The organism is Pseudomonas fluorescens (genome assembly GCF_900215245.1).
In the GTDB taxonomy this organism is placed as follows: domain Bacteria; phylum Pseudomonadota; class Gammaproteobacteria; order Pseudomonadales; family Pseudomonadaceae; genus Aquipseudomonas; species Aquipseudomonas fluorescens.
This window is the reverse complement of record NZ_LT907842.1, coordinates 2,317,591-2,340,075: the sequence shown is the minus strand read 5'-3', so window position 1 is coordinate 2,340,075 and position 22,485 is coordinate 2,317,591. Positions and strand designations below refer to the sequence as shown.

General features: G+C 58.8%; 5 protein-coding genes. 1 reads left to right on the top strand and 4 read right to left on the bottom strand.

What is annotated here, in order from left to right; genetic code table 11:
• Position 1: 1 nt before the first annotated feature.
• The 4 genes from CPH89_RS10885 to CPH89_RS10870 all read right to left on the bottom strand — a co-directional run bounded on the left by CPH89_RS10885 (position 2) and on the right by CPH89_RS10870 (position 6,020).
• Positions 2 to 895 (bottom strand): TauD/TfdA dioxygenase family protein, encoded by an 894-nt coding sequence (locus CPH89_RS10885; RefSeq protein WP_053253718.1) that lies wholly within the window; start codon positions 893 to 895, stop codon positions 2 to 4.
• Positions 896 to 1,109: 214 nt separating this feature from the next.
• On the bottom strand, positions 1,110 to 2,474 hold the full coding sequence (locus CPH89_RS10880) for an HlyD family type I secretion periplasmic adaptor subunit (protein WP_053253717.1): 1,365 nt from the start codon (positions 2,472 to 2,474) through the stop codon (positions 1,110 to 1,112).
• Positions 2,464 to 4,620, bottom strand: coding sequence for a type I secretion system permease/ATPase (locus CPH89_RS10875; protein ID WP_053253794.1), 2,157 nt, complete (start codon positions 4,618 to 4,620; stop codon positions 2,464 to 2,466). The genes CPH89_RS10880 and CPH89_RS10875 overlap by 11 nt, the downstream gene beginning before the upstream one ends.
• A gap of 41 nt (positions 4,621 to 4,661) precedes the next feature.
• Positions 4,662 to 6,020, bottom strand: coding sequence for a TolC family outer membrane protein (locus CPH89_RS10870; RefSeq protein ID WP_053253716.1), 1,359 nt, complete (start codon positions 6,018 to 6,020; stop codon positions 4,662 to 4,664).
• 338 nt (positions 6,021 to 6,358) lie between these two features.
• Between CPH89_RS10870 and CPH89_RS10865 the strand changes: the two genes are divergently transcribed.
• Positions 6,359 to 22,429 carry a LapA family giant adhesin gene (locus CPH89_RS10865; RefSeq protein ID WP_096236765.1) on the top strand — a complete coding sequence of 5,357 codons (16,071 nt, stop codon included), beginning with the start codon at positions 6,359 to 6,361 and terminating at the stop codon, positions 22,427 to 22,429.
• The last annotated feature ends 56 nt before the right edge of the window (positions 22,430 to 22,485 follow it).

Below are 22,485 nucleotides of genomic sequence, written 5' to 3'. Positions count from 1 at the left end.
TTCAGAAAGGCGCGTCGCCCTGAATGGTGGTGCGAAACAGCTTGCGGCGCAGATGGCTTGGGCAACCTGCGGCCAGGTGAATCAGCGAGCGGTTATCCCAGAACACCAGGTCGTGGGGCTGCCACGGGTGGCGGTAGATGTTTTGCGGCAGCACGCTGTGGGCGTAGAGCTGCGCCAACAGGTCGCGGCTTTCGTCTTCCGGCAGGTCGACGATGCGGGTGGTGAACCCTTCGCTGACGAACAGCGCTTTGCGGCCGTTTTCCGGGTGAGTGCGCACAATCGGGTGTACCACCTCCGCGACTTGGGCGAGTTGCTCGGGCGTCAGGGTCGGGCGCCAGTTGCCTTCGAATTTGCTCTCGCTGTAGCGCGCCGTGTAGGAGTGCGCAGCGCTGCGACACTCCACGGCTTTGCGCAGGTGCTCGGGCAATTGCTCCCAGGCTTTGTGCATGTCGGCGAATAACGTGTCGCCGCCCTCGGCAGGCAGCTCTTGGGCGTGCAACATCGAGCCCAGGCTCGGCAGCTCTTTGTACGACAGGTCCGAATGCCAGAATTTGCCCGCGTCACCCAGGCCGATGGATTGGCCGTTTTCGATGATATTGGAGACGATCAGGATTTCCGGGTGGTTGGCCAGCAGGAACTGTTTGAGCACGTGGATCTGCAGCACACCGAAGCGGCGGCTGAAGGCGATCTGTTGTTCGGGGGTGATGCGTTGGTCGCGGAACACCACGACGTGGTGATCCAGGTGCGCGCGGTGAATGCGCGCGAAGTCCGTGTCGTTGACCGGGCGGGACAAGTCCAGGCCAATAATCTCGGCGCCGACGCTACCGGGGAACGGGCGAATCTCGAACGTTTGGGCGGTAGAGGTCGCTGTTGGAACAGTAGAGGTGGCGGACATGAGGGCACTCCCGGTCGGACAGGGGAGTGACTTTATAGATATAAGAACGGACGCTTAAATACCGTTAGCGAATATCGATATGCATTAGGGTTGGGATCTGCAGTGAAGCTGATGGCGCCATCGCAGGCCAGCCAGCTCCCACACTTGAATGTGTTCACAAATCAACATGTGGGAGCTGGCTTGCCTGCGATGAGGCCCTGGCAGGCGATAGAGATTACCGCTCGTGCAACGCCTCGGCCCGCGCCTTGATGATCGGCTTGAGCAGGTAGCTCAGGATGCTTTTCTTGCCAGTGATGATATCCACTGACGCCACCATGCCGGGGATGATCAGCAACGGCTTCTCATCGGTGCCCAAGTGGCTGCGGTCGGTGCGCAGGGTGATCATGTAGTAAGTGGTTTTTTTGTCTTCATCGGTAATGGTGTCGGCACCAATGCGTTCCAGCTTGGCCTTCAGGCCGCCGTAGATGGTGTAGTCATAGGCGGTGAATTTAACGATCGCTTCTTGCCCCGGGTGCAGGAAAGCAATGTCTTGCGGGCGGATCTTGGCTTCCACCAGCAGGGTGTCGTTGAGCGGCACGATTTCGACCATGTCGCTGCCCGGCTGGATCACGCCGCCCACGGTGTTGACCAGCAACTGCTTGACGATACCGCGCACTGGCGAGGTGACCAGCGTGCGGCTGACGCGGTCTTCGAGGGCGCGGCCAGTGGATTCGGCCTTGTTCAGTTCGGTGCGGGCTTCGTTGAGCTGGGTCAGCGCTTCACTGCGGAATTTGCCACGGGTTTCGTCGATCTTGCGCTGCACTTCCTTGATCGCCGATTCGGCGCGGGGAATCGCCAGGGTGGTGGCGTCGAGCTGACCACGGGTTTCCATTTCGGCGCGCTTGAGGCGCAAGACTTCCACCGGCGACACCGCACCCTGCGCCACCAACGGCTCGGACATGTTGATTTCCTGGCGTTGCAGGGACAACTGGCTGCGGTACTGGCCCTGCTTAGAGGTAAATTCGCGCAGTTCCTGCTGGCGCTGCACCAATTGCTCCTGCAAGCCGCCCACTTCGTCCTTCAACTGCTGGCGACGGCTTTCATACAAGGAGCGTTCGTTGGCGGCCTGGCTTGGGGCGGCCTTGAGCACCTCGTCAGGGATGTTCAGCGGGCGATCATCCACCTGCGCGCTGAGACGCTCGACACGCAGTTGCATGGCCAGGCGCAAGGCTTCGGTTTCACCGGCATTGGAGACAAACCGCGTGTCATCGAGGCGAATCAACGGCGCGCCAGCCTCTACAATCTGGCCTTCTTTCACATACAACTCGGAAACGATGCCGCCTTCCAGGTTCTGGATTTTCTGCAGCTTGGACGACGGAATCGCCTTGCCGTCGCCACGAGTGACTTCGTCAATGCTGGAGAAACCCGCCCATACCACCAGAAATACGAAGAACGCGATGATCGCCCAGATGGTCAGGCGGATAACCCGCGGTGCATCTTCGATCAGGGCTTTGTTAACCTCGGGCAGGGGCTGGTTGCGCAGGGAGTCGGAGCCTTTGAAATAGCGGCCAACCGCGCTTTTGATGGACTTAAGCAACACTGATCTGCCCCTTTTTCAACGCTTCCATAACCACCGCTTTCGGGCCGTCCGCGAGGATCTGCCCACGGTCGACGACCAACAGACGGTCCACCAGAGAAAGCAGCGAGGCACGGTGGGTGACCAGCACCACGGTCTTGCTTTGCACCACGGCTTGCAGGCGTTGTTTCAAGCGTTCTTCACCGGTGTTGTCCATGGCGCTGGTGGGTTCGTCCAGCAGCAGGATGGGCGGGTTGAGCAACAATGCACGCGCCAGGGCGACGTTCTGACGTTGGCCGCCGGACAGGTTTTGCCCACGCTCGCCGACTTGCAGCTCATAGCCCTGGGGGTGCAGGCGCGCAAATTCGTGCACGCCGGCCAGCTCGGCGGCTTGCAGGACCATTTCGTCTTCTACGTAACGCGCACCGGACACCAGGTTGTCGCGCAGGGTGCCGGCCAGCAATTGGATGTCTTGGGCGACGTAGCCGATGTTGTGGCGAAGTTCGCTCACATCGATCTGGCGCACATCGACGCCGTCCACCAGCAAGGCGCCGGAGTCTGGCTGATAAAGGCCGACAATCAGTTTGGCGAGGGAGCTTTTACCCGAGCCGCTGCGGCCGATGATGCCGATTTTCTCGCCCGGTTTGATCACCAGGTTGATGTTTTTCAGCGCGGCGTTCTGTTGGTTCGGGTAGGTGAAATTCAGGCCCCGGCACTCGATGGCGCCTTGCAGGGTGCGACGGCTCATCGGGCGCTCTTCGAAATTGCGCTCCTGGGGCAGCTCCATCATCTGGTCCACCGAGGTCATGGTGACCTTGGCTTGCTGGTAACGGGTCAGCAGGCCCGACAGTGAGGCCAGCGGGCTCAAGGCGCGGCCGCTGAGCATGTAGCAGGCAATCAGGCCGCCCATGCTGAGGTTGCCGTCGATGATCTGGTACACGCCGAATACGATCATGACCACGCCGGCCAATTGCTGGATCAGCAGGGTCATGTTCATCGACAGGCCCGACAGCAACTTCACGCGCAACTCAAGCCGGCTCAGGGTGCCGATAGTCTGCTCCCAACCGTACTGGCGCTCGCTTTCGGCGTTGTTGACCTTGACCGCGTCCAGCCCGGCGAGGGTTTCGATCAGGCTCGACTGGCGCTCGGCGGCCAGGGCCATGGTTCGCTCCATGGTCGCCACCAGCGGTTTTTGCAGGGCGTAGCCAATGCCGAGGGCAAGCGGGAACGCCAGCACCGGAATCCACACCAGGTGCCCGCCGAGAATCGCGATTACCAGGAAAATCAGCAGCGTAAACGGCAGGTCGATCAGGCTGGTAAGGGTCAGCGACGCGAGGAAATCACGCAGGCTCTGAAACTCATGAATGTTCTGCGCAAAGCTGCCGACCCGCGCCGGGCGGTACTTCATGGACATGCCGACGATGCGCTCGAACAGCGTGGCCGAGATGATCAGGTCGGTCTTTTTACCGGCCAGGTCCAGGCACAGACTGCGCAGGCTTTTGAGGATCAGGTCGAACAGGTACGCACCGCCGATACCTACGGCCAGCACCCACAGGGTGGCAGTGGCCTGGTTCGGCACGACACGGTCGTACACGTTCATCACGAACAGCGGCGCGGCCATGGCGATGATGTTGATCAGGAAGCTCGCGGCGATGGCATCGGTGTAGAGCCAGCGCGAGCGCATGAGGGTGTCACGGAACCACGAGCGCGCCCGGGGAATCAGGGTGCCGTGGTTGACGTCGAATTTGTGCTGAGGCTGGGCGAAGAAGACCTTGCCGATGTAGTCCTCGGCCAATTGCTCACGCTTGATCAGCACTTCACCGCCGTCGCTTTCGCTGAGCAGGATTCGCGCCTCGTCTTCGCCTTGCCAGCCCACCAGCACGGTACTGCGCCCGTCTTTGAGCAACAGCAGCGCGGGCAATGCAATTGTCGGAATCTGTTCGAGCTTGCGTTGCAGCAACCGCCCCTGCAGCCCGGCACGCGCGGCGGCGCGAGGCAGCAGCTCGGCGCTCAACCGCTGCGAAGGCAGCGGCAGGCCGGTGGTGAGCATGGCTGCGCTGGCGGGTTTTTGATGCAGGGCACAAAGCGCCAACAACCCGTCCAGTAACGGGTCGTCGTGCAGCGTGCGTGGATCATGACTGAGATGAACTCGACTGACTTCGGATTCCACGCGCTGCACTCTCGACTAACAGATGGGGCTATTGGGGTGGCTCAATTCATCCCAGGCAGTTGGACTTTAGGCTTCACGTCGTTCTGCACGACGGAGGCCATCGGTGCGACCACTCCCTGGCTTTTGAGCAATTCGCCCATGGTCGCCTTGATTCGATATTGAGTAAATAACTGAATGTTCTTGATCTCTTCCAAACGACGGGAAGCGGTGAACAATTCGTTCTCGCTGTCGAGCAAATCCAGCAGGGTACGCTGGCCCAGACTAAACTGCTGCTGGTAGGACGTGCGCACACGGGTGCTGTGATCCACGTATTGCTGAGCCACCGGCAACTGCGCATTCGCGTTGTTCAAGGCGTTCCAGGCAAGGCCCAGTTCTTCATTGAGTTGGCGCAAGGCGTTGTTGCGGATATCCAGTGCCTGGCTGGCCTGATACGACTTGGATTGAAGGTCAGCCTTGTTGCTGCCACCGGCGAACAGGTTGAAGCGCATGCGCACCATGGCTTCCCAGCCGTTACTGTGGCTGGCATCGCCGGATACGTTGTTGTCGGCGTTGGTGCCGAGCTCGGCATCAAAACGCGGGTAGAAGCTCGACTTGGCGGCTTCGTACTGGCTTTCGGCGGCGGATATGTCCGACTCGGCCGAACGCAGGATCGGGCTGTTGTCGAGCATCTGGCGGCGCGCTTCATTCAGGTCTGCCGGCAGCATGGCCATGAACGGCGCCGGGCGCTCGAGCTGGTCGGGCATCTGGCCGACTGCACTGAGGTAGTTGACCTGCGAGTCGGCCAGGTTGGTCTGCTCGGTGATCAGGTTGTTGCGGGCCTGGGCCAGACGCGCTTCGGCCTGGTCCTGGTCGGCGCCGTTGCCAACGCCGCGCTGGGTGCGCAATTTGATCTGGTCGTAGATGCGTTCGTGGTTACGCAGGTTTTCTTCAGCCAGGCGCACGAATTCGCGACGGGTCAGCACGTCCAGGTACACCTGGGCGACGGTCAGCCCGGTGCGCTCGGAGGTACCCAGCAACGAGTAAGCACGAGAATTAACGTTGGCTTGTTGACGCCCGACTTCGCTGGAGGTGGCGAAACCGTCAAAAATCATTTGTTGCAGGCGCAAGCTGGACTCGCCGCGATTGAGCGTGTCCCAGTGGTTGCCGTTTGGGCCATTGGCGGCGCGGGTGGTGGAGTTGTCGGTGCCTTCACGGCCGTAACCGGCGTTCAGGTCAACGCGCGGCAGGTAACCACCTTGGGCGGCGCGCAATTGGTAATCGGCGGCGATACGGCTGTTCACACCGGCTTGAATTTCCGGGTGCACATCCAGCGCCTGTTGCATGGCCTGGGGCAATGTTTGGGCTTGTACAAAACTGGCGGCGAGGACGAACGGTATTGCCTTAAACAGGTGCAGACGCATTAAAAAATTCCCCAGGACTTCTTGTCTCAAATCACAGCGATTGGCCTCGCTGCGTCGGATAATGGCTACCGTTATGACCGTACGTCGGAAAGTTCAAAAAGCGGAACTGCTTCACACATGTAGGACGGTTCGCCGCATAAATATCAATGTGACATTACGGAGGCGATTGTTTAGGATGACGACCAGAAGGTCAATAGTTTGGCATAAACTAGATCGCGAAAAAATATAGCCAAATATTTGACGTCATTAACACCATAGACTACGCCCCCTACTATCTGGCGTCCTAACTTGGGCTGCCACATGGATTTCATCAGAACGGAACGCCGGAGAAAATTTTAATGAGCAGTGTTGTTGCCATCGTCAAAAGCATTGTTGGTCAAGTTTTCGTTATTTCTCCGGAAGGAACGCGCCGAGTTCTTGTTGAGGGCGACCGTCTGTTCGCGGGCGACCAAGTAGACACTGGCCTGTCTGGCGCTGTCAGCCTGGAGCTGGCCGACGGCCGTACGCTGGACCTGGGCCGCGATACCCAGTGGAGCGCCGATTTGCCGGACTCCAGCACCGACCTGGCCGCTGCCGCTGAGAACGCCGCGCCGTCGGTTGCCGAGCTGCAACAAGCCATCGTCGCAGGTGCCGACCCGACCACCGACCTGGAAGCCACTGCTGCCGGCCCGACCGCAGCCGGTAACGGCGCTGCAGGCGGGGGCCACAGCTTCGTCGTACTGGATGCGACCGCTGGCCGTGTCGATCCCACTATCGGCTTCCCAACCGGCCCGCTGGGCCAGGGCGCTTCGACGCTGACCCAACTCACGGGCGCCCAAGCCGCCAACACGGGCAACCTCGCCCTGCAGGCCTCGACGCTGAGCCTGAGCGCGACCCCAACCATTACCGAAGCCGGCGGCGTACTGACCTACACCGCCACCGTCACGCAGGCGCCCTCCAGCGACTTGAGCATCACCCTGTCCAATGGCGCGGTGATCACGATCAATGCCGGCCAACTGACCGGCACCGTCAACGTACCGCTGGCACCCAATGACAGCCCATACATCGACGCAAGCCAGATCACCGTCAACGTCACCGGCACCACCGGCGGCAACAACCTGGTACTGACCCTCGACCCTAATCCGGCCGTTACTCAGATTACCGATACCATCGACACCACTACCGTTACGCTGACCGCAGGTCAAAACGTGACCGAAGGTGGGCAGATCACTTACACCGCTACGCTGACCAATCCTGCGCAGACGCCGGTAACTGTCACCTTGAGCAATGGCTCGGTGATTACCATCAAGGCTGGCGAGTCGACTGGCACGGTTGTGGTCGATACTCCGGCTAACGACGTCTACAACAACGGTTCGACTGTCAGCACCACGATTACAGGCGCGACCGGCGGCAACTTTGAGAACCTGGTACCGAGCACAACGCCTGCGGTCACCACGATTACTGATTCGATCGATACCACCACCGTTACGCTGACCGCAGGTCAAAACGTGACCGAAGGTGGGCAGATCACTTACACCGCTACGCTGACCAATCCTGCGCAGACGCCGGTAACTGTCACCTTGAGCAATGGCTCGGTGATTACCATCAAGGCTGGCGAGTCGGTTGGCACAGTTGTGGTCGATACTCCGGCTAACGACGTCTACAACAACGGTTCGACTGTCAGCACTACGATTACAGGCGCGACCGGCGGTAACTTTGAGAACCTGGTACCGAGCACAACGCCTGCGGTCACCACGATTACTGATTCGATCGACACCACCACCGTCACGCTGACGGCGGGCAATACCGTGACCGAAGGTGGGCAGATCACTTACACCGCTACCTTGACCAATCCTGCCCAAACGCCGGTGACTGTCACTTTGAGCAATGGCTCGGTGATTACCATCAAGGCCGGCGAGTCGGTGGGCACGGTCGTGGTCGATACTCCGGCTAACGACGTCTACAACAACGGTTCGACTGTCAGCACTACGATTACAGGCGCGACCGGCGGCAACTTTGAGAATCTGGTACCGAGTACGACACCAGCGGTCACCACGATTACTGATTCGATCGATACCACCACCGTCACGCTGACGGCGGGCAATACCGTGACCGAAGGCGGTCAGATCACTTACACCGCTACGCTGACCAATCCTGCGCAGACACCGGTAACTGTCACTTTGAGCAATGGCTCGGTGATTACCATCAAGGCTGGCGAGTCGGTGGGCACAGTTGTGGTCGATACTCCGGCTAACGACGTCTACAACAACGGTTCGACTGTCAGCACCACGATTACCGGTGCGACCGGCGGCAACTTTGAGAACCTGGTACCGAGCACAACGCCTGCGGTCACCACAATTACTGATTCGATCGATACCACCACCGTCACGCTGACGGCGGGCAATACCGTGACCGAAGGCGGTCAGATCACTTACACCGCTACGCTGACCAATCCTGCGCAGACGCCGGTGACTGTCACTTTGAGCAATGGCTCGGTGATTACCATCAAGGCTGGCGAGTCGACTGGCACGGTTGTGGTCGATACCCCGGCTAACGACGTCTACAACAACGGTTCGACTGTCAGCACTACTATTACAGGCGCGACCGGCGGCAACTTTGAGAATCTGGTACCGAGCACAACGCCTGCGGTCACCACGATTACTGATTCGATCGATACCACCAACGTCACGCTGACGGCGGGCAATACCGTGACCGAAGGCGGTCAGATCACTTACACCGCTACGCTGACCAATCCTGCGCAGACACCGGTAACTGTCACTTTGAGCAATGGCTCGGTGATTACCATCAAGGCTGGCGAGTCGGTGGGCACAGTTGTGGTCGATACTCCGGCTAACGACGTCTACAACAACGGTTCGACTGTCAGCACTACGATTACAGGCGCGACCGGCGGCAACTTTGAGAACCTGGTACCGAGCACAACGCCTGCGGTCACCACGATTACTGATTCGATCGACACCACCACCGTCACGCTGACGGCGGGCAATACCGTGACCGAAGGCGGTCAGATCACTTACACCGCTACGCTGACCAATCCTGCGCAGACGCCCGTGACTGTCACCTTGAGCAATGGCTCGGTGATTACCATCAAGGCTGGCGAGTCGGTTGGCAGCGTGATCGTCGACACCCCGCCGAACGACGTCTACGTAAACGGCAGCACTGTCAGCACCACTATCACGGGCGCGACGGGCGGCAATTTCGAGAACCTGGTGCCGAGTACGACACCAGCGGTCACCACGATTACTGACTCGATTGACACCACTACCGTGACCCTGACGGCTCCGTCGCAGGTGAGTGAGGGTGGTCAGATTACTTACACCGCTACGCTCTCCAATAAAGCGGGTACTGACGTCACTCTGAAGTTGGATAACGGCTCGACTATCACCATCAAAGCCGGCGATACCGTTGGCACTTTGACGGTCCCAGCGCCGAGCGATGACGTGTTCATCGACAAGAGCACCCAGACGGTCAAGATCACTGACACCGCTGGCGGTAACTTCGAGAAGCTGGAAGTTGCTGGCGACGGCGCAACGACGACGATCAACGACACCATCGACAAGGTCGACGTCGTACTGACTGCCACCACCACCGTTGGTGAGGGCGGCAATATCGTTTACACCGCGTCGCTGGTCGATAAGTCGGGTAACGCGGTGACCAACATCACCAACCCACTGACCGTGACCTTGGATAACGGCCAGACCATCACCATCGGTGTGAACCAGTCGAGCGGCACCGTTACCACCGTGGCGCCGAACGATGTCTACAAGGGCGACCAAACCGTAACGGCTGCTATCAAAGGCGTGACCGGCGGCGAGCACTTCGAAAACCTGGCGCCGGGTACCGATAAAGTCACCACCACTGTGACTGACACTCCGGGCACCGCCGATACCACCACCGTGACCCTGACAGCTCCGTCCGAGGTGAGTGAAGGTGGCCAGATTACCTACACCGCTACGCTTTCTAATAAAGCGGGTACCGACGTAACCCTGAAACTCGACAACGGCTCAACTATCACCATCAAGGCCGGCGACACCGTCGGTACTGTGACTGTCCCAGCGCCAAGCGATGACGTGTTCATCGACAAGAGCACTCAAACGGTCAAGATCACTGACACCGCTGGCGGTAATTTCGAGAAGCTGGAAGTTGCTGGTAACGGTGCGACCACCACGATCAACGACACCATCGATAAAGTTGATGTGGTTCTGACTGCCAATACCACTGTTGGTGAAGGCGGCAATATCGTTTACACCGCCAGCCTTGTGGATAAAAACGGCGCGGCAGTGACTAACATCACCAACCCGTTGACCGTGACTTTGGATAACGGCCAGACCATTACCATCGGTGTGAATCAGTCGAGCGGTACAGTTACAACCGTTGCGCCGAACGATGTCTATAACGGTGATCAGACCGTCACCACCGCAATTAAGGGTGTGACTGGCGGCGAGCATTTCGAAAACCTGGTGCCAGGTACCGATAAAGTCACCACCACTGTGACTGACACTCCGGGTACCGCCGATACCACCACTGTCACGCTGACCGCGCCAAGCGCAGTTAACGAAGGTGGTCAGATTACCTACACCGCTACGCTTTCTAATAAAGCGGGTACTGACGTCACCCTGAAACTCGACAACGGCTCAACTATCACCATCAAAGCCGGCGATACCGTCGGCACCGTGACCGTCCCCGCGCCAAGCGACGATGTGTTCATCGATAAGAGCACTCAGACCGTCAAGATCACCGACGCCGCTGGCGGCAACTTCGAGAAGCTGGAAGTTGCTGGCAACGGTGCAACCACCACGATCAACGACACCATCGACAAGGTTGATGTAGTCCTGACCGCTACCACCACCGTCGGCGAAGGCGGCAACATCGTCTATACCGCCAGCCTTGTGGATAAAAACGGCGCGGCAGTGACTAACATCACCAACCCATTGACCGTGACCTTGGATAACGGCCAGACCATCACCATCGGTGTGAATCAGTCGAGCGGTACCGTTTCGGTTGTAGCTCCAGATGATGCCTACAAGGGCGACCAGACTGTCACCACCGCTATCAAAGGCGTAACCGGCGGCGAGCACTTCGAAAACCTGGTGCCAGGTACCGATAAAGTCACCACCACTGTGACTGACACTCCAGGCACTGCAGACACCACCACCGTCACGCTGACCGCACCAAGCGCAGTCAACGAGGGTGGTCAGATTACGTACACCGCTACGCTTTCCAATAAAGCGGGTACTGACGTAACCCTGAAGTTGGATAACGGTTCGACTATCACCATCAAAGCCGGTGATACCGTTGGCACCGTGACCGTCCCGGCGCCTAGCGACGATGTGTTCATCGATAAGAGCACTCAGACCGTCAAGATCACCGACGCTGCTGGCGGCAACTTCGAGAAGCTGGAAGTTGCTGGCAACGGTGCAACCACCACGATCAACGACACCATCGACAAGGTCGACGTCGTACTGACCGCCACCACCACCGTGGGCGAAGGCGGCAATATCGTCTACACAGCGTCGCTGGTCGACAAGGCGGGTAACGCGGTGACTAACATCACCAACCCGTTGACCGTGACCTTGGATAACGGCCAGACCATCACCATCGGCGTGAATCAGTCGAGCGGTACCGTTTCGGTTGTAGCGCCAGATGATGCCTACAAGGGCGATCAAACCGTAACGGCCGCTATCAAAGGCGTGACCGGCGGCGAGCACTTCGAAGACCTGGTGCCAGGTACCGATAAAGTCACCACCACTGTGACTGACACACCAGGCACCGCCGATACCACCACTGTCACGCTGACCGCGCCAAGCGCAGTTAACGAAGGTGGTCAGATTACGTACACCGCGACCTTGAGCAACAAGGCCGGCACCGACGTCACTCTGAAGTTGGATAACGGCTCGACTATCACCATCAAGGCGGGCGACACCGTCGGCACTGTGACTGTCCCAGCGCCGAGCGATGACGTGTTCATCGACAAGAGCACCCAGACCGTCAAAATCACTGACGCTACTGGCGGTAACTTCGAGAAGCTGGAAGTTGCTGGTAACGGCGCAACCACGACGATTAACGACACTATCGATAAAGTCGACGTCGTACTGACCGCCACCACCACCGTGGGCGAAGGCGGCAACATCGTCTATACCGCCAGCCTTGTGGATAAAAACGGCGCGGCAGTGACCAACATCACCAACCCGTTGACCGTGACTTTGGATAACGGCCAGACCATCACCATCGGTGTGAACCAGTCGAGCGGTACCGTTTCGGTTGTAGCTCCAGATGACGCCTACAAGGGCGATCAGACTGTCACCACCGCTATCAAAGGCGTGACTGGCGGCGAACATTTCGAAAACTTGGTGCCGGGTACCGATAAAGTCACCACCACTGTGACTGACACTCCGGGCACCGCCGATACCACCACCGTAACGCTGACCGCGCCAAGCGTAGTTAACGAAGGTGGTCAGATTACGTACACCGCCACCTTGAGCAACAAGGCCGGTACCGACGTCACTCTGAAACTCGACAACGGCTCGACCATCACCATCAAAGCCGGCGATACCGTCGGCACCGTGACTGTCCCAGCCCCTAGCGATGACGTGTTCATCGACAAGAGCACCCAGACCGTCAAAATCACTGACGCTACTGGCGGTAACTTCGAGAAGCTGGAAGTTGCTGGTAATGGTGCAACGACGACTATCAACGACACCATCGACAAGGTTGATGTGGTTCTGACTGCCAATACCACTGTTGGTGAAGGCGGCAATATCGTTTACACCGCCAGCCTTGTGGATAAAAACGGCGCGGCAGTGACTAACATCACCAACCCGTTGACCGTGACCTTGGATAACGGCCAGACCATCACCATCGGTGTGAATCAGTCGAGCGGCACCGTTACAACCGTTGCGCCGAACGATGTCTATAACGGTGATCAGACCGTCACCACCGCAATTAAGGGTGTGACTGGCGGCGAACATTTCGAAAATCTGGTGCCGGGTACCGATAAAGTCACCACCACTGTGACTGACACTCCGGGCACCGCCGATACCACCACCGTAACGCTGACCGCGCCAAGCGTAGTTAACGAAGGTGGTCAGATTACGTACACCGCCACCTTGAGCAACAAGGCCGGCACCGACGTCACTCTGAAGTTGGATAACGGCTCGACTATCACCATTAAAGCCGGTGATACCGTTGGCACTGTGACTGTCCCAGCACCAAGCGATGACGTGTTCATCGATAAGAGCACTCAGACCGTCAAAATCACTGACGCTACTGGCGGTAACTTCGAGAAGCTTGAAGTTGCTGGTAACGGCGCAACCACCACGATCAACGACACCATCGACAAGGTTGATGTAGTCCTGACCGCTACCACCACCGTCGGCGAAGGCGGCAACATCGTCTACACCGCCAGCCTTGTGGATAAAAACGGCGCCTTGGTGACCAACATCACCAACCCACTGACCGTGACCCTGGACAATGGCAAAACCATCACCATCGGTGTGAATCAGTCGAGCGGTACTGTTTCGGTTGTAGCGCCAAACGATGTGTACAAAGGCGACCAGACCGTCACCACCGTCATCAAAGGCGTGACCGGCGGCGAGCACTTCGAAAACCTGGTGCCGGGCACTACGCCGGTTAACACCACCGTGACCGACACACCGGGCACTGCGGACACCACCACCGTAACGCTGACCGCGCCAAGCGTAGTTAACGAAGGTGGTCAGATTACGTACACCGCGACCTTGAGCAACAAGGCCGGCACCGACGTCACTCTGAAACTCGACAACGGTTCGACCATCACCATCAAAGCCGGTGATACCGTCGGTACTGTGACCGTCCCGGCGCCAAGTGATGACGTGTTCATCGACAAGAGCACCCAGACCGTCAAGATCACCGACGCTGCTGGCGGTAACTTCGAGAAGCTTGAAGTTGCTGGTAACGGCGCAACCACCACGATCAACGACACCATCGACAAGGTTGATGTAGTCCTGACCGCTACCACCACCGTCGGCGAAGGCGGCAACATCGTCTACACCGCCAGCCTTGTGGATAAAAACGGCGCCTTGGTGACCAACATCACCAACCCACTGACCGTGACCCTGGACAATGGCAAAACCATCACCATCGGTGTGAATCAGTCGAGCGGTACTGTTTCGGTTGTAGCGCCAAACGATGTGTACAAAGGCGACCAGACCGTCACCACCGTCATCAAAGGCGTGACCGGCGGCGAGCACTTCGAAAACCTGGTGCCGGGCACTACGCCGGTTAACACCACCGTGACCGATACACCGGGCACTGCGGACACAACCACCGTAACGCTGACCGCACCAAGCGCAGTCAACGAGGGTGGCCAGATTACGTACACCGCCACTTTGAGCAACAAAGCCGGCACCGACGTCACTCTGAAACTCGACAACGGTTCGACCATCACCATCAAAGCCGGCGATACCGTCGGTACTGTGACTGTCCCAGCACCTAGCGATGACGTGTTCATCGACAAGAGCACCCAGACCGTCAAAATCACTGACGCTACTGGCGGTAACTTTGAGAAGTTGGAGGTTGCAGGCAACGGCGCAACAACGACTATCAACGACACCATCGACAAGGTTGATGTGGTTCTGACTGCCACCACCACGGTTGGCGAAGGCGGCAATATCGTTTACACCGCCAGCCTTGTGGATAAAAACGGCGCGGCAGTGACCAACATCACCAACCCACTGACCGTGACCCTGGACAATGGCAAAACCATCACCATCGGCGTGAATCAGTCGAGCGGTACCGTTTCGGTTGTAGCTCCAGATGACGCCTACAAGGGCGATCAGACTGTCACCACCGCTATCAAAGGCGTGACTGGCGGCGAACATTTCGAAAACCTGGTGCCAGGTACCGATAAAGTCACCACCACTGTGACTGACACTCCGGGCACCGCCGATACCACCACCGTGACCCTGACGGCTCCGTCGCAGGTGAGTGAGGGCGGTCAGATTACTTACACCGCTACGCTTTCCAATAAAGCGGGCACTGACGTCACGCTGAAACTCGACAACGGCTCGACCATCACCATCAAAGCCGGCGATACCGTCGGTACTGTGACTGTCCCAGCACCTAGCGATGACGTGTTCATCGACAAGAGCACCCAGACCGTCAAAATCACTGACGCTACTGGCGGTAACTTTGAGAAGTTGGAAGTTGCAGGCAACGGCGCAACAACGACTATCAACGACACCATCGACAAGGTCGACGTCGTACTGACTGCCACCACCACGGTTGGCGAAGGCGGCAACATCGTCTACACCGCGTCGCTGGTCGACAAGTCGGGTAACGCGGTGACTAACATCACCAACCCACTGACCGTGACCCTGGACAATGGCAAAACCATCACCATCGGCGTGAATCAGTCGAGCGGCACCGTTTCGGTTGTAGCGCCAAACGATGTGTACAAAGGCGACCAGACCGTCACCACCGTCATCAAAGGCGTGACCGGCGGCGAGCACTTCGAAAACCTGGTGCCGGGCACTACGCCGGTTAACACCACCGTGACCGACACACCGGGCACTGCGGACACCACCACCGTAACGCTGACCGCACCAAGCGCAGTCAACGAGGGTGGCCAGATTACGTACACCGCCACTTTGAGCAACAAAGCCGGCACCGACGTCACTCTGAAACTCGACAACGGTTCGACCATCACCATCAAAGCCGGCGATACCGTCGGTACTGTGACTGTCCCAGCACCTAGCGATGACGTGTTCATCGACAAGAGCACCCAGACCGTCAAAATCACTGACGCTACTGGCGGTAACTTTGAGAAGTTGGAGGTTGCAGGCAACGGCGCAACAACGACTATCAACGACACCATCGACAAGGTTGATGTGGTTCTGACTGCCACCACCACGGTTGGCGAAGGCGGCAATATCGTTTACACCGCCAGCCTTGTGGATAAAAACGGCGCGGCAGTGACCAACATCACCAACCCACTGACCGTGACCCTGGACAATGGCAAAACCATCACCATCGGCGTGAATCAGTCGAGCGGTACCGTTTCGGTTGTAGCTCCAGATGACGCCTACAAGGGCGATCAGACTGTCACCACCGCTATCAAAGGCGTGACTGGCGGCGAACATTTCGAAAACCTGGTGCCAGGTACCGATAAAGTCACCACCACTGTGACTGACACTCCGGGCACCGCCGATACCACCACCGTGACCCTGACGGCTCCGTCGCAGGTGAGTGAGGGCGGTCAGATTACTTACACCGCTACGCTTTCCAATAAAGCGGGCACTGACGTCACGCTGAAACTCGACAACGGCTCGACCATCACCATCAAAGCCGGCGATACCGTCGGTACTGTGACTGTCCCAGCACCTAGCGATGACGTGTTCATCGACAAGAGCACCCAGACCGTCAAAATCACTGACGCTACTGGCGGTAACTTTGAGAAGTTGGAAGTTGCAGGCAACGGCGCAACAACGACTATCAACGACACCATCGACAAGGTCGACGTCGTACTGACTGCCACCACCACGGTTGGCGAAGGCGGCAACATCGTCTACACCGCGTCGCTGGTCGACAAGTCGGGTAACGCGGTGACTAACATCACCAACCCACTGACCGTGACCCTGGACAATGGCAAAACCATCACCATCGGCGTGAATCAGTCGAGCGGCACCGTTTCGGTTGTAGCGCCAAACGATGTGTACAAAGGCGACCAGACCGTCACCACCGTCATCAAAGGCGTGACCGGCGGCGAGCACTTCGAAAACCTGGTGCCGGGCACTACGCCGGTTAACACCACCGTGACCGACACACCGGGCACTGCGGACACCACCACCGTAACGCTGACTGCGCCAAGCGTAGTTAACGAAGGTGGTCAGATTACCTACACCGCTACGCTTTCCAATAAAGCGGGTACTGACGTCACGCTGAAACTGGATAACGGTTCGACTATCACCATCAAAGCCGGCGATACCGTCGGCACCGTGACTGTCCCAGCACCTAGCGATGACGTGTTCATCGACAAGAGCACCCAGACCGTCAAAATCACTGACGCTACTGGCGGTAACTTCGAGAAGCTGGAAGTTGCTGGTAACGGTGCCACCACCACGATCAACGACACTATCGACAAAGTTGATGTGGTTCTGACCGCTACTACCACCGTAGGTGAAGGCGGCAACATCGTTTACACCGCGTCGCTGGTCGACAAGGCGGGTAACGCGGTGACCAACATCACCAACCCACTGACCGTGACCCTGGACAATGGCAAAACCATCACCATCGGCGTGAACCAGTCGAGCGGCACCGTTTCGGTTGTAGCGCCAAACGATGTGTACAAAGGCGACCAGACCGTCACCACCGTCATCAAAGGCGTGACCGGCGGCGAGCATTTCGAAAACCTGGTACCGGGCACTACGCCGGTTAACACCACCGTCACCGACACACCGGGCACTGCGGACACCACCACCGTAACGCTGACCGCACCAAGCGCAGTCAACGAAGGTGGTCAGATTACGTACACCGCTACGCTTTCCAATAAAGCGGGCACCGACGTAACCCTGAAACTCGACAACGGTTCGACCATCACCATCAAAGCCGGTGATACCGTCGGTACTGTGACCGTCCCGGCGCCAAGTGATGACGTGTTCATCGACAAGAGCACCCAGACCGTCAAGATCACCGACGCTGCTGGCGGCAATTTTGAGAAACTGGAAGTTGCTGGTAACGGCGCAACCACCACGATCAACGACACCATCGACAAGGTTGATGTAGTCCTGACCGCCACCACCACCGTCGGCGAAGGCGGCAACATCGTCTACACCGCCAGCCTTGTGGATAAAAACGGCGCGGCAGTGACCAACATCACCAACCCACTGACCGTGACCCTGGACAATGGCAAAACCATCACCATCGGCGTGAACCAGTCCAGCGGCACCGTTTCGGTTGTAGCGCCAAACGATGTGTACAAAGGCGACCAGACCGTCACCACCGTCATCAAAGGCGTGACCGGCGGCGAGCATTTCGAAAACCTGGTACCGGGCACTACGCCGGTTAACACCACCGTCACCGACACACCGAGCAGCACCGATCTCACCAGCGTTACGCTGACCGCACCAAGCGCAGTCAACGAAGGCGGCCAGATCACCTACACCGCCACCTTGAGCAACAAGGCCGGCACCGACATGGTGGTCCAGCTCGATAACGGCGCCAGCATCACCATCAAGCAAGGTGCGACCGTGGGCACCGTGACCGTCCCTGCTCCGAGCGATGACGTGTTCATCGACAAGAGCACTCAGACCGTCAAGATCACTGGTACCACTGGCGGTAACTTCGAGGGTGTGACCATCACCCCGGGTGGTGCGACCACCACGATCAACGACACCATCGATGACGTGACGGTTTCGCTCAAGGCCACCGGCTCGGTCAGTGAGGGCGGCCAGATCGTCTACACCGCCTCCTTGGTCGACAAGAATGGTGCAGCAGTGAACAACGTCGGTTCCGACTTGGTGATCAAGCTGGCGAACGGCTCGACCATCACCATCGGCAGCGGCACGTCCAGCAGTACCGTTACGGCTGTTGCGCCTAACGACGCGTATGTCGGTGCCAATGATGTCAGCACCAAGATCACTGGCGTGGTCAGCGGCGGCGACAAGTACGAACACCTGATCGTCGACGGCAGCACTGTGGTCACCAAGGTGACGGATGTAGTCAACAGCACCACCATCAGCATTACCGGCGACGCTTCGGTCACTGAAGGCGGCACTGCGCACTACACGCTGAACCTGAGCAACCCGGCACAAACCGATATGACCGTGACGCTCAAGTACAGCGGCACCGCCACCGACGGTTCGGACTTCAACGGCGTGTACACCGTGAAGATCCCGGCCGGCTCCAGCAGCGTGCCGTTTAACATCGCCACGATCGACGACAAGATCACCGAGCCGACGGAACAGATTGTCATCACCATCGACAAGACCACCGGTGGCAACTTCGAGAGCCTGGTGGTGGGTAATGGCAGCGTCAGCACCAACATCATCGACAACGATGCGCCGCCGGTTATCGACCTGGATGCCAACAATTCCAGCGGCGCCACGGGTACCGACTATAAGACGTCGTTCACCGAAGGCGGCACTGGCGTGTCGATTGCTGACACCGATATCAAGATTACCGATCCGGACAGCACCCAACTGACCGGCGCCACCGTGGTGCTGACCAACACTCAGCAAGGCGACTCGCTGAACGTCACAAACGTCACCGGCATCACCGTGACCCCGACCACGGACCCTGCTACAGGCAAGATCACGCTGACATTGACCGGCACGGCGTCGCTGGCTGACTACATGCAGCAGATCAAGAACATCACGTTCACCAACAGCAGCCACGACCCGAGCACCACGCCGCGCGTGATTACCGTGACCGTGACCGATGGCGGCAACTACTCCAACGTCGCCACCACCACGATTAACGTCGTGGCCGTCAACGATCCGCCGGTAGCCACTGGCAGTGCCGTGACCGGCACCGAAGACACGGCGCTGGCACTGACCTGGGCCAACTTCGGCGTCACCGATGTGGACTCGCCACAAGCCAGCCTCGGCGTGAAGATTACCGACCTGCCAGTGGCCGGCAAACTGCAATACCTGGCGGCGGATGGCGCCACCTGGAGCAACGTGACCGCGGGCCAAACCTTCACCAAAGCCCAGATCGACGGCGGCCAGTTGCGCTTCATGCCTAACGCCAACGAGTCCGGCACCAACGGTTATGGCGGCACCGGCATCGGCAACCAGCAAGCCGATTACGCGCAGTTCAAGTTCCAGCCGACTGATGGCAAGGACTTGGGCAATAGCGCCACGGTGAAAGTCGATATCACACCGGTGGCCGACGCACCGACCCTGACTGTGGCCGACAACAGCGTCAATTCGGTCGGCTTGCTCAAGCAAAGCTGGAACAGCATTTCCGGGCTTGGCACCAACGGGAACGGCGCAGCACCCGCCGACCTGAAAAACGCCATTGATAAAGCTGGCACACCCAATAGCAGTGGGGTGGTGACCAACGTCGAGTCCACCGCAAACGTCTCTGCGGGTGCCGGCTCGAAGACTTCCGGCCTGATCTACATGGAAGCCGGTAAGACCTATACCTTCAGCGGCACCGGCGATGACAGCCTGGTGATCAACGTCGGCGGCAAAGACGTGGCCAGCGCGCAGTGGGGCACTAACAGCGGTGCGTTCAGTGGCTCAATCACCCCGACAGTGAGCGGTTACTACAGCCTCGAGATCTACCACGCCAACCAGTCCGGCCTTGGCAGCTACGACGTCAACCTGTCGGTCAACGGTGGCGCGACCAAGGACCTGAGCACCAGCGGCGTACCGTTGTATACCGGTATCACTGACCTGACCAACGCCGGCGTGACCGTGTCCGACCTGCATGGCAGCAATGGTGACGGTTACTACGTGGGCTACAAGCTCAACGAAGGCCAGGAAAACGGCACCGTGAAGCTGTCCAAGGTCACCACCGCGCTGACCGACACCGACGGCTCCGAAACCTTGAGCGTGAAGATCGGCGGCGTCCCGGCCGGCTCGGTACTGACCGATGCTTCCGGGCACACCTTCACGGCCACCAAGACCGTGGGCGAAGTCAACGTCACCGGCTGGGACCTGAGCACTCTGACCATCAAGCCGCCGACCTACTACAGCGGCCAGTTCAACCTGACCGTCACCTCGACCTCCACCGAAAGCCTCGGCGGTTCGGCCGTCACCACCGCGCAATTGCCGGTCACGGTGTACCCGGCCACCTACAGCGCGGTGACGGGCACTTCGGGCAGTGACAGCATCAACGGCACCGATGGCAACGACATCGTCGTGGCCGATATCGGCGGCCTGAACGTGGTGCAGGGCAAGAACTACAACATTGCGTTCATGGTGGACAGCTCCGGCAGTATGAGCACCTCCTCGATCAACGCGGCGAAGGCTTCGTTGACCTCGGTGTTCAATTCGCTCAAAGACAGCCTGGGCGCCAACACCTCAGGCACCGTGAACATCTTCCTGGCGGACTTCGATACCCAGGTGAACAAGTCGGTCGCGATTAACCTCAACGATCCAAACGCATTGGTCCTGCTCAAGGCCGTGCTGGACTCGATGGTGTCGGGCGGCGGTACCAACTATGAAGACGTGTTCAAGACCACGGCCAACTTCTTCCAAAGCGGCCTGGCCACCAACAACACCGGTGCCACCAACCTGACCTACTTCATCACCGACGGCCAGCCGACGTACTACCAGAGCGGCGAGCAGACCAACCCGACGCTGTATTGCAACGTCAAGTTCGATGACGTGGTGACCACCTCAAACTACACACCAGGCACAACGGTCGCCAAGTACCTGGACAACACTCACTACTTCACCATCGACTCCTCCGGTAACGCTGTACTCCAGACCTTGGTTGGCAACTGGTGGTACAGCAACAACCTGGGCACTGTTCATGCACAAGGCGACGGCACCTTTGAGCTGTCCAACCGCGCAGGCCTGGGCAACGACACCGATTCGTCGACACTGAGCAATTCGAAGAGCGCCTTTGCATTGCTGGGTGGGTTGTCGCAAGTGGAAGCGATTGGTATCAATGGCGACGTCAGCCTCACCGATCTAAAACCGTACGACAGCGATGGCAAGCCGCAGAGAAATATCGATCCGAAGGACCTGGCCAACGCCATCCTCGGCCACACCGAAGCGACCCTGCCTGGCGCCGACACCGTGAACGGTGGCGACGGCAACGACATCATCTTCGGCGACCTGGTGAGCTTCAGCGGGATTACCGGTGAGGGTTACAACGCGCTGCAGGCCTTCGTCGCGCAGAAAACCGGTGTGGCCGTGTCGGCGGTGACCACCTCGAACGTGCACCAGTACGTCACCGAGCACTACGCGGACTTCGATGTATCCGGCGCCAAGGACGGTAACGACACGCTGCTGGGCGGCTCGGGCGATGACATCCTGTTCGGCCAGGGCGGCAACGACATGCTGGACGGTGGCAAAGGCAATGACATCCTGCTGGGCGGCACCGGTAACGACACCTTGATCGGTGGGCCGGGCAACGACATCCTGATCGGCGGCTCGGGGGCCGATACCTTCGTGTGGAAGGCCGGTGACATTGGCAACGATGTGATCAAGGACTTCAAGGCGTCGGAAGGTGACCGGATTGATCTCAAGGATCTGTTGAAAGGTGAGACGGACAGCACTATCGACAACTACCTCAAGATCACCACAGTCGATGGCGTGTCGACCTTGCAAGTCAGCACCGAAGGCAAGCTCAACACCGCCGGCGGCCTGGCCAATGCCGATGTAACGATCAAGCTGGAAGGCAACGATTGGTCCCACACCAGCATCAACTCGCTGATCAGTGGTGCCGACCCGACTATCAAGATCGACCACACCGCCTAAGCCTCGGTTTATCGGCCGCCCTCACGGGCGGCCGATTTATTTGGACGACAGGTGGC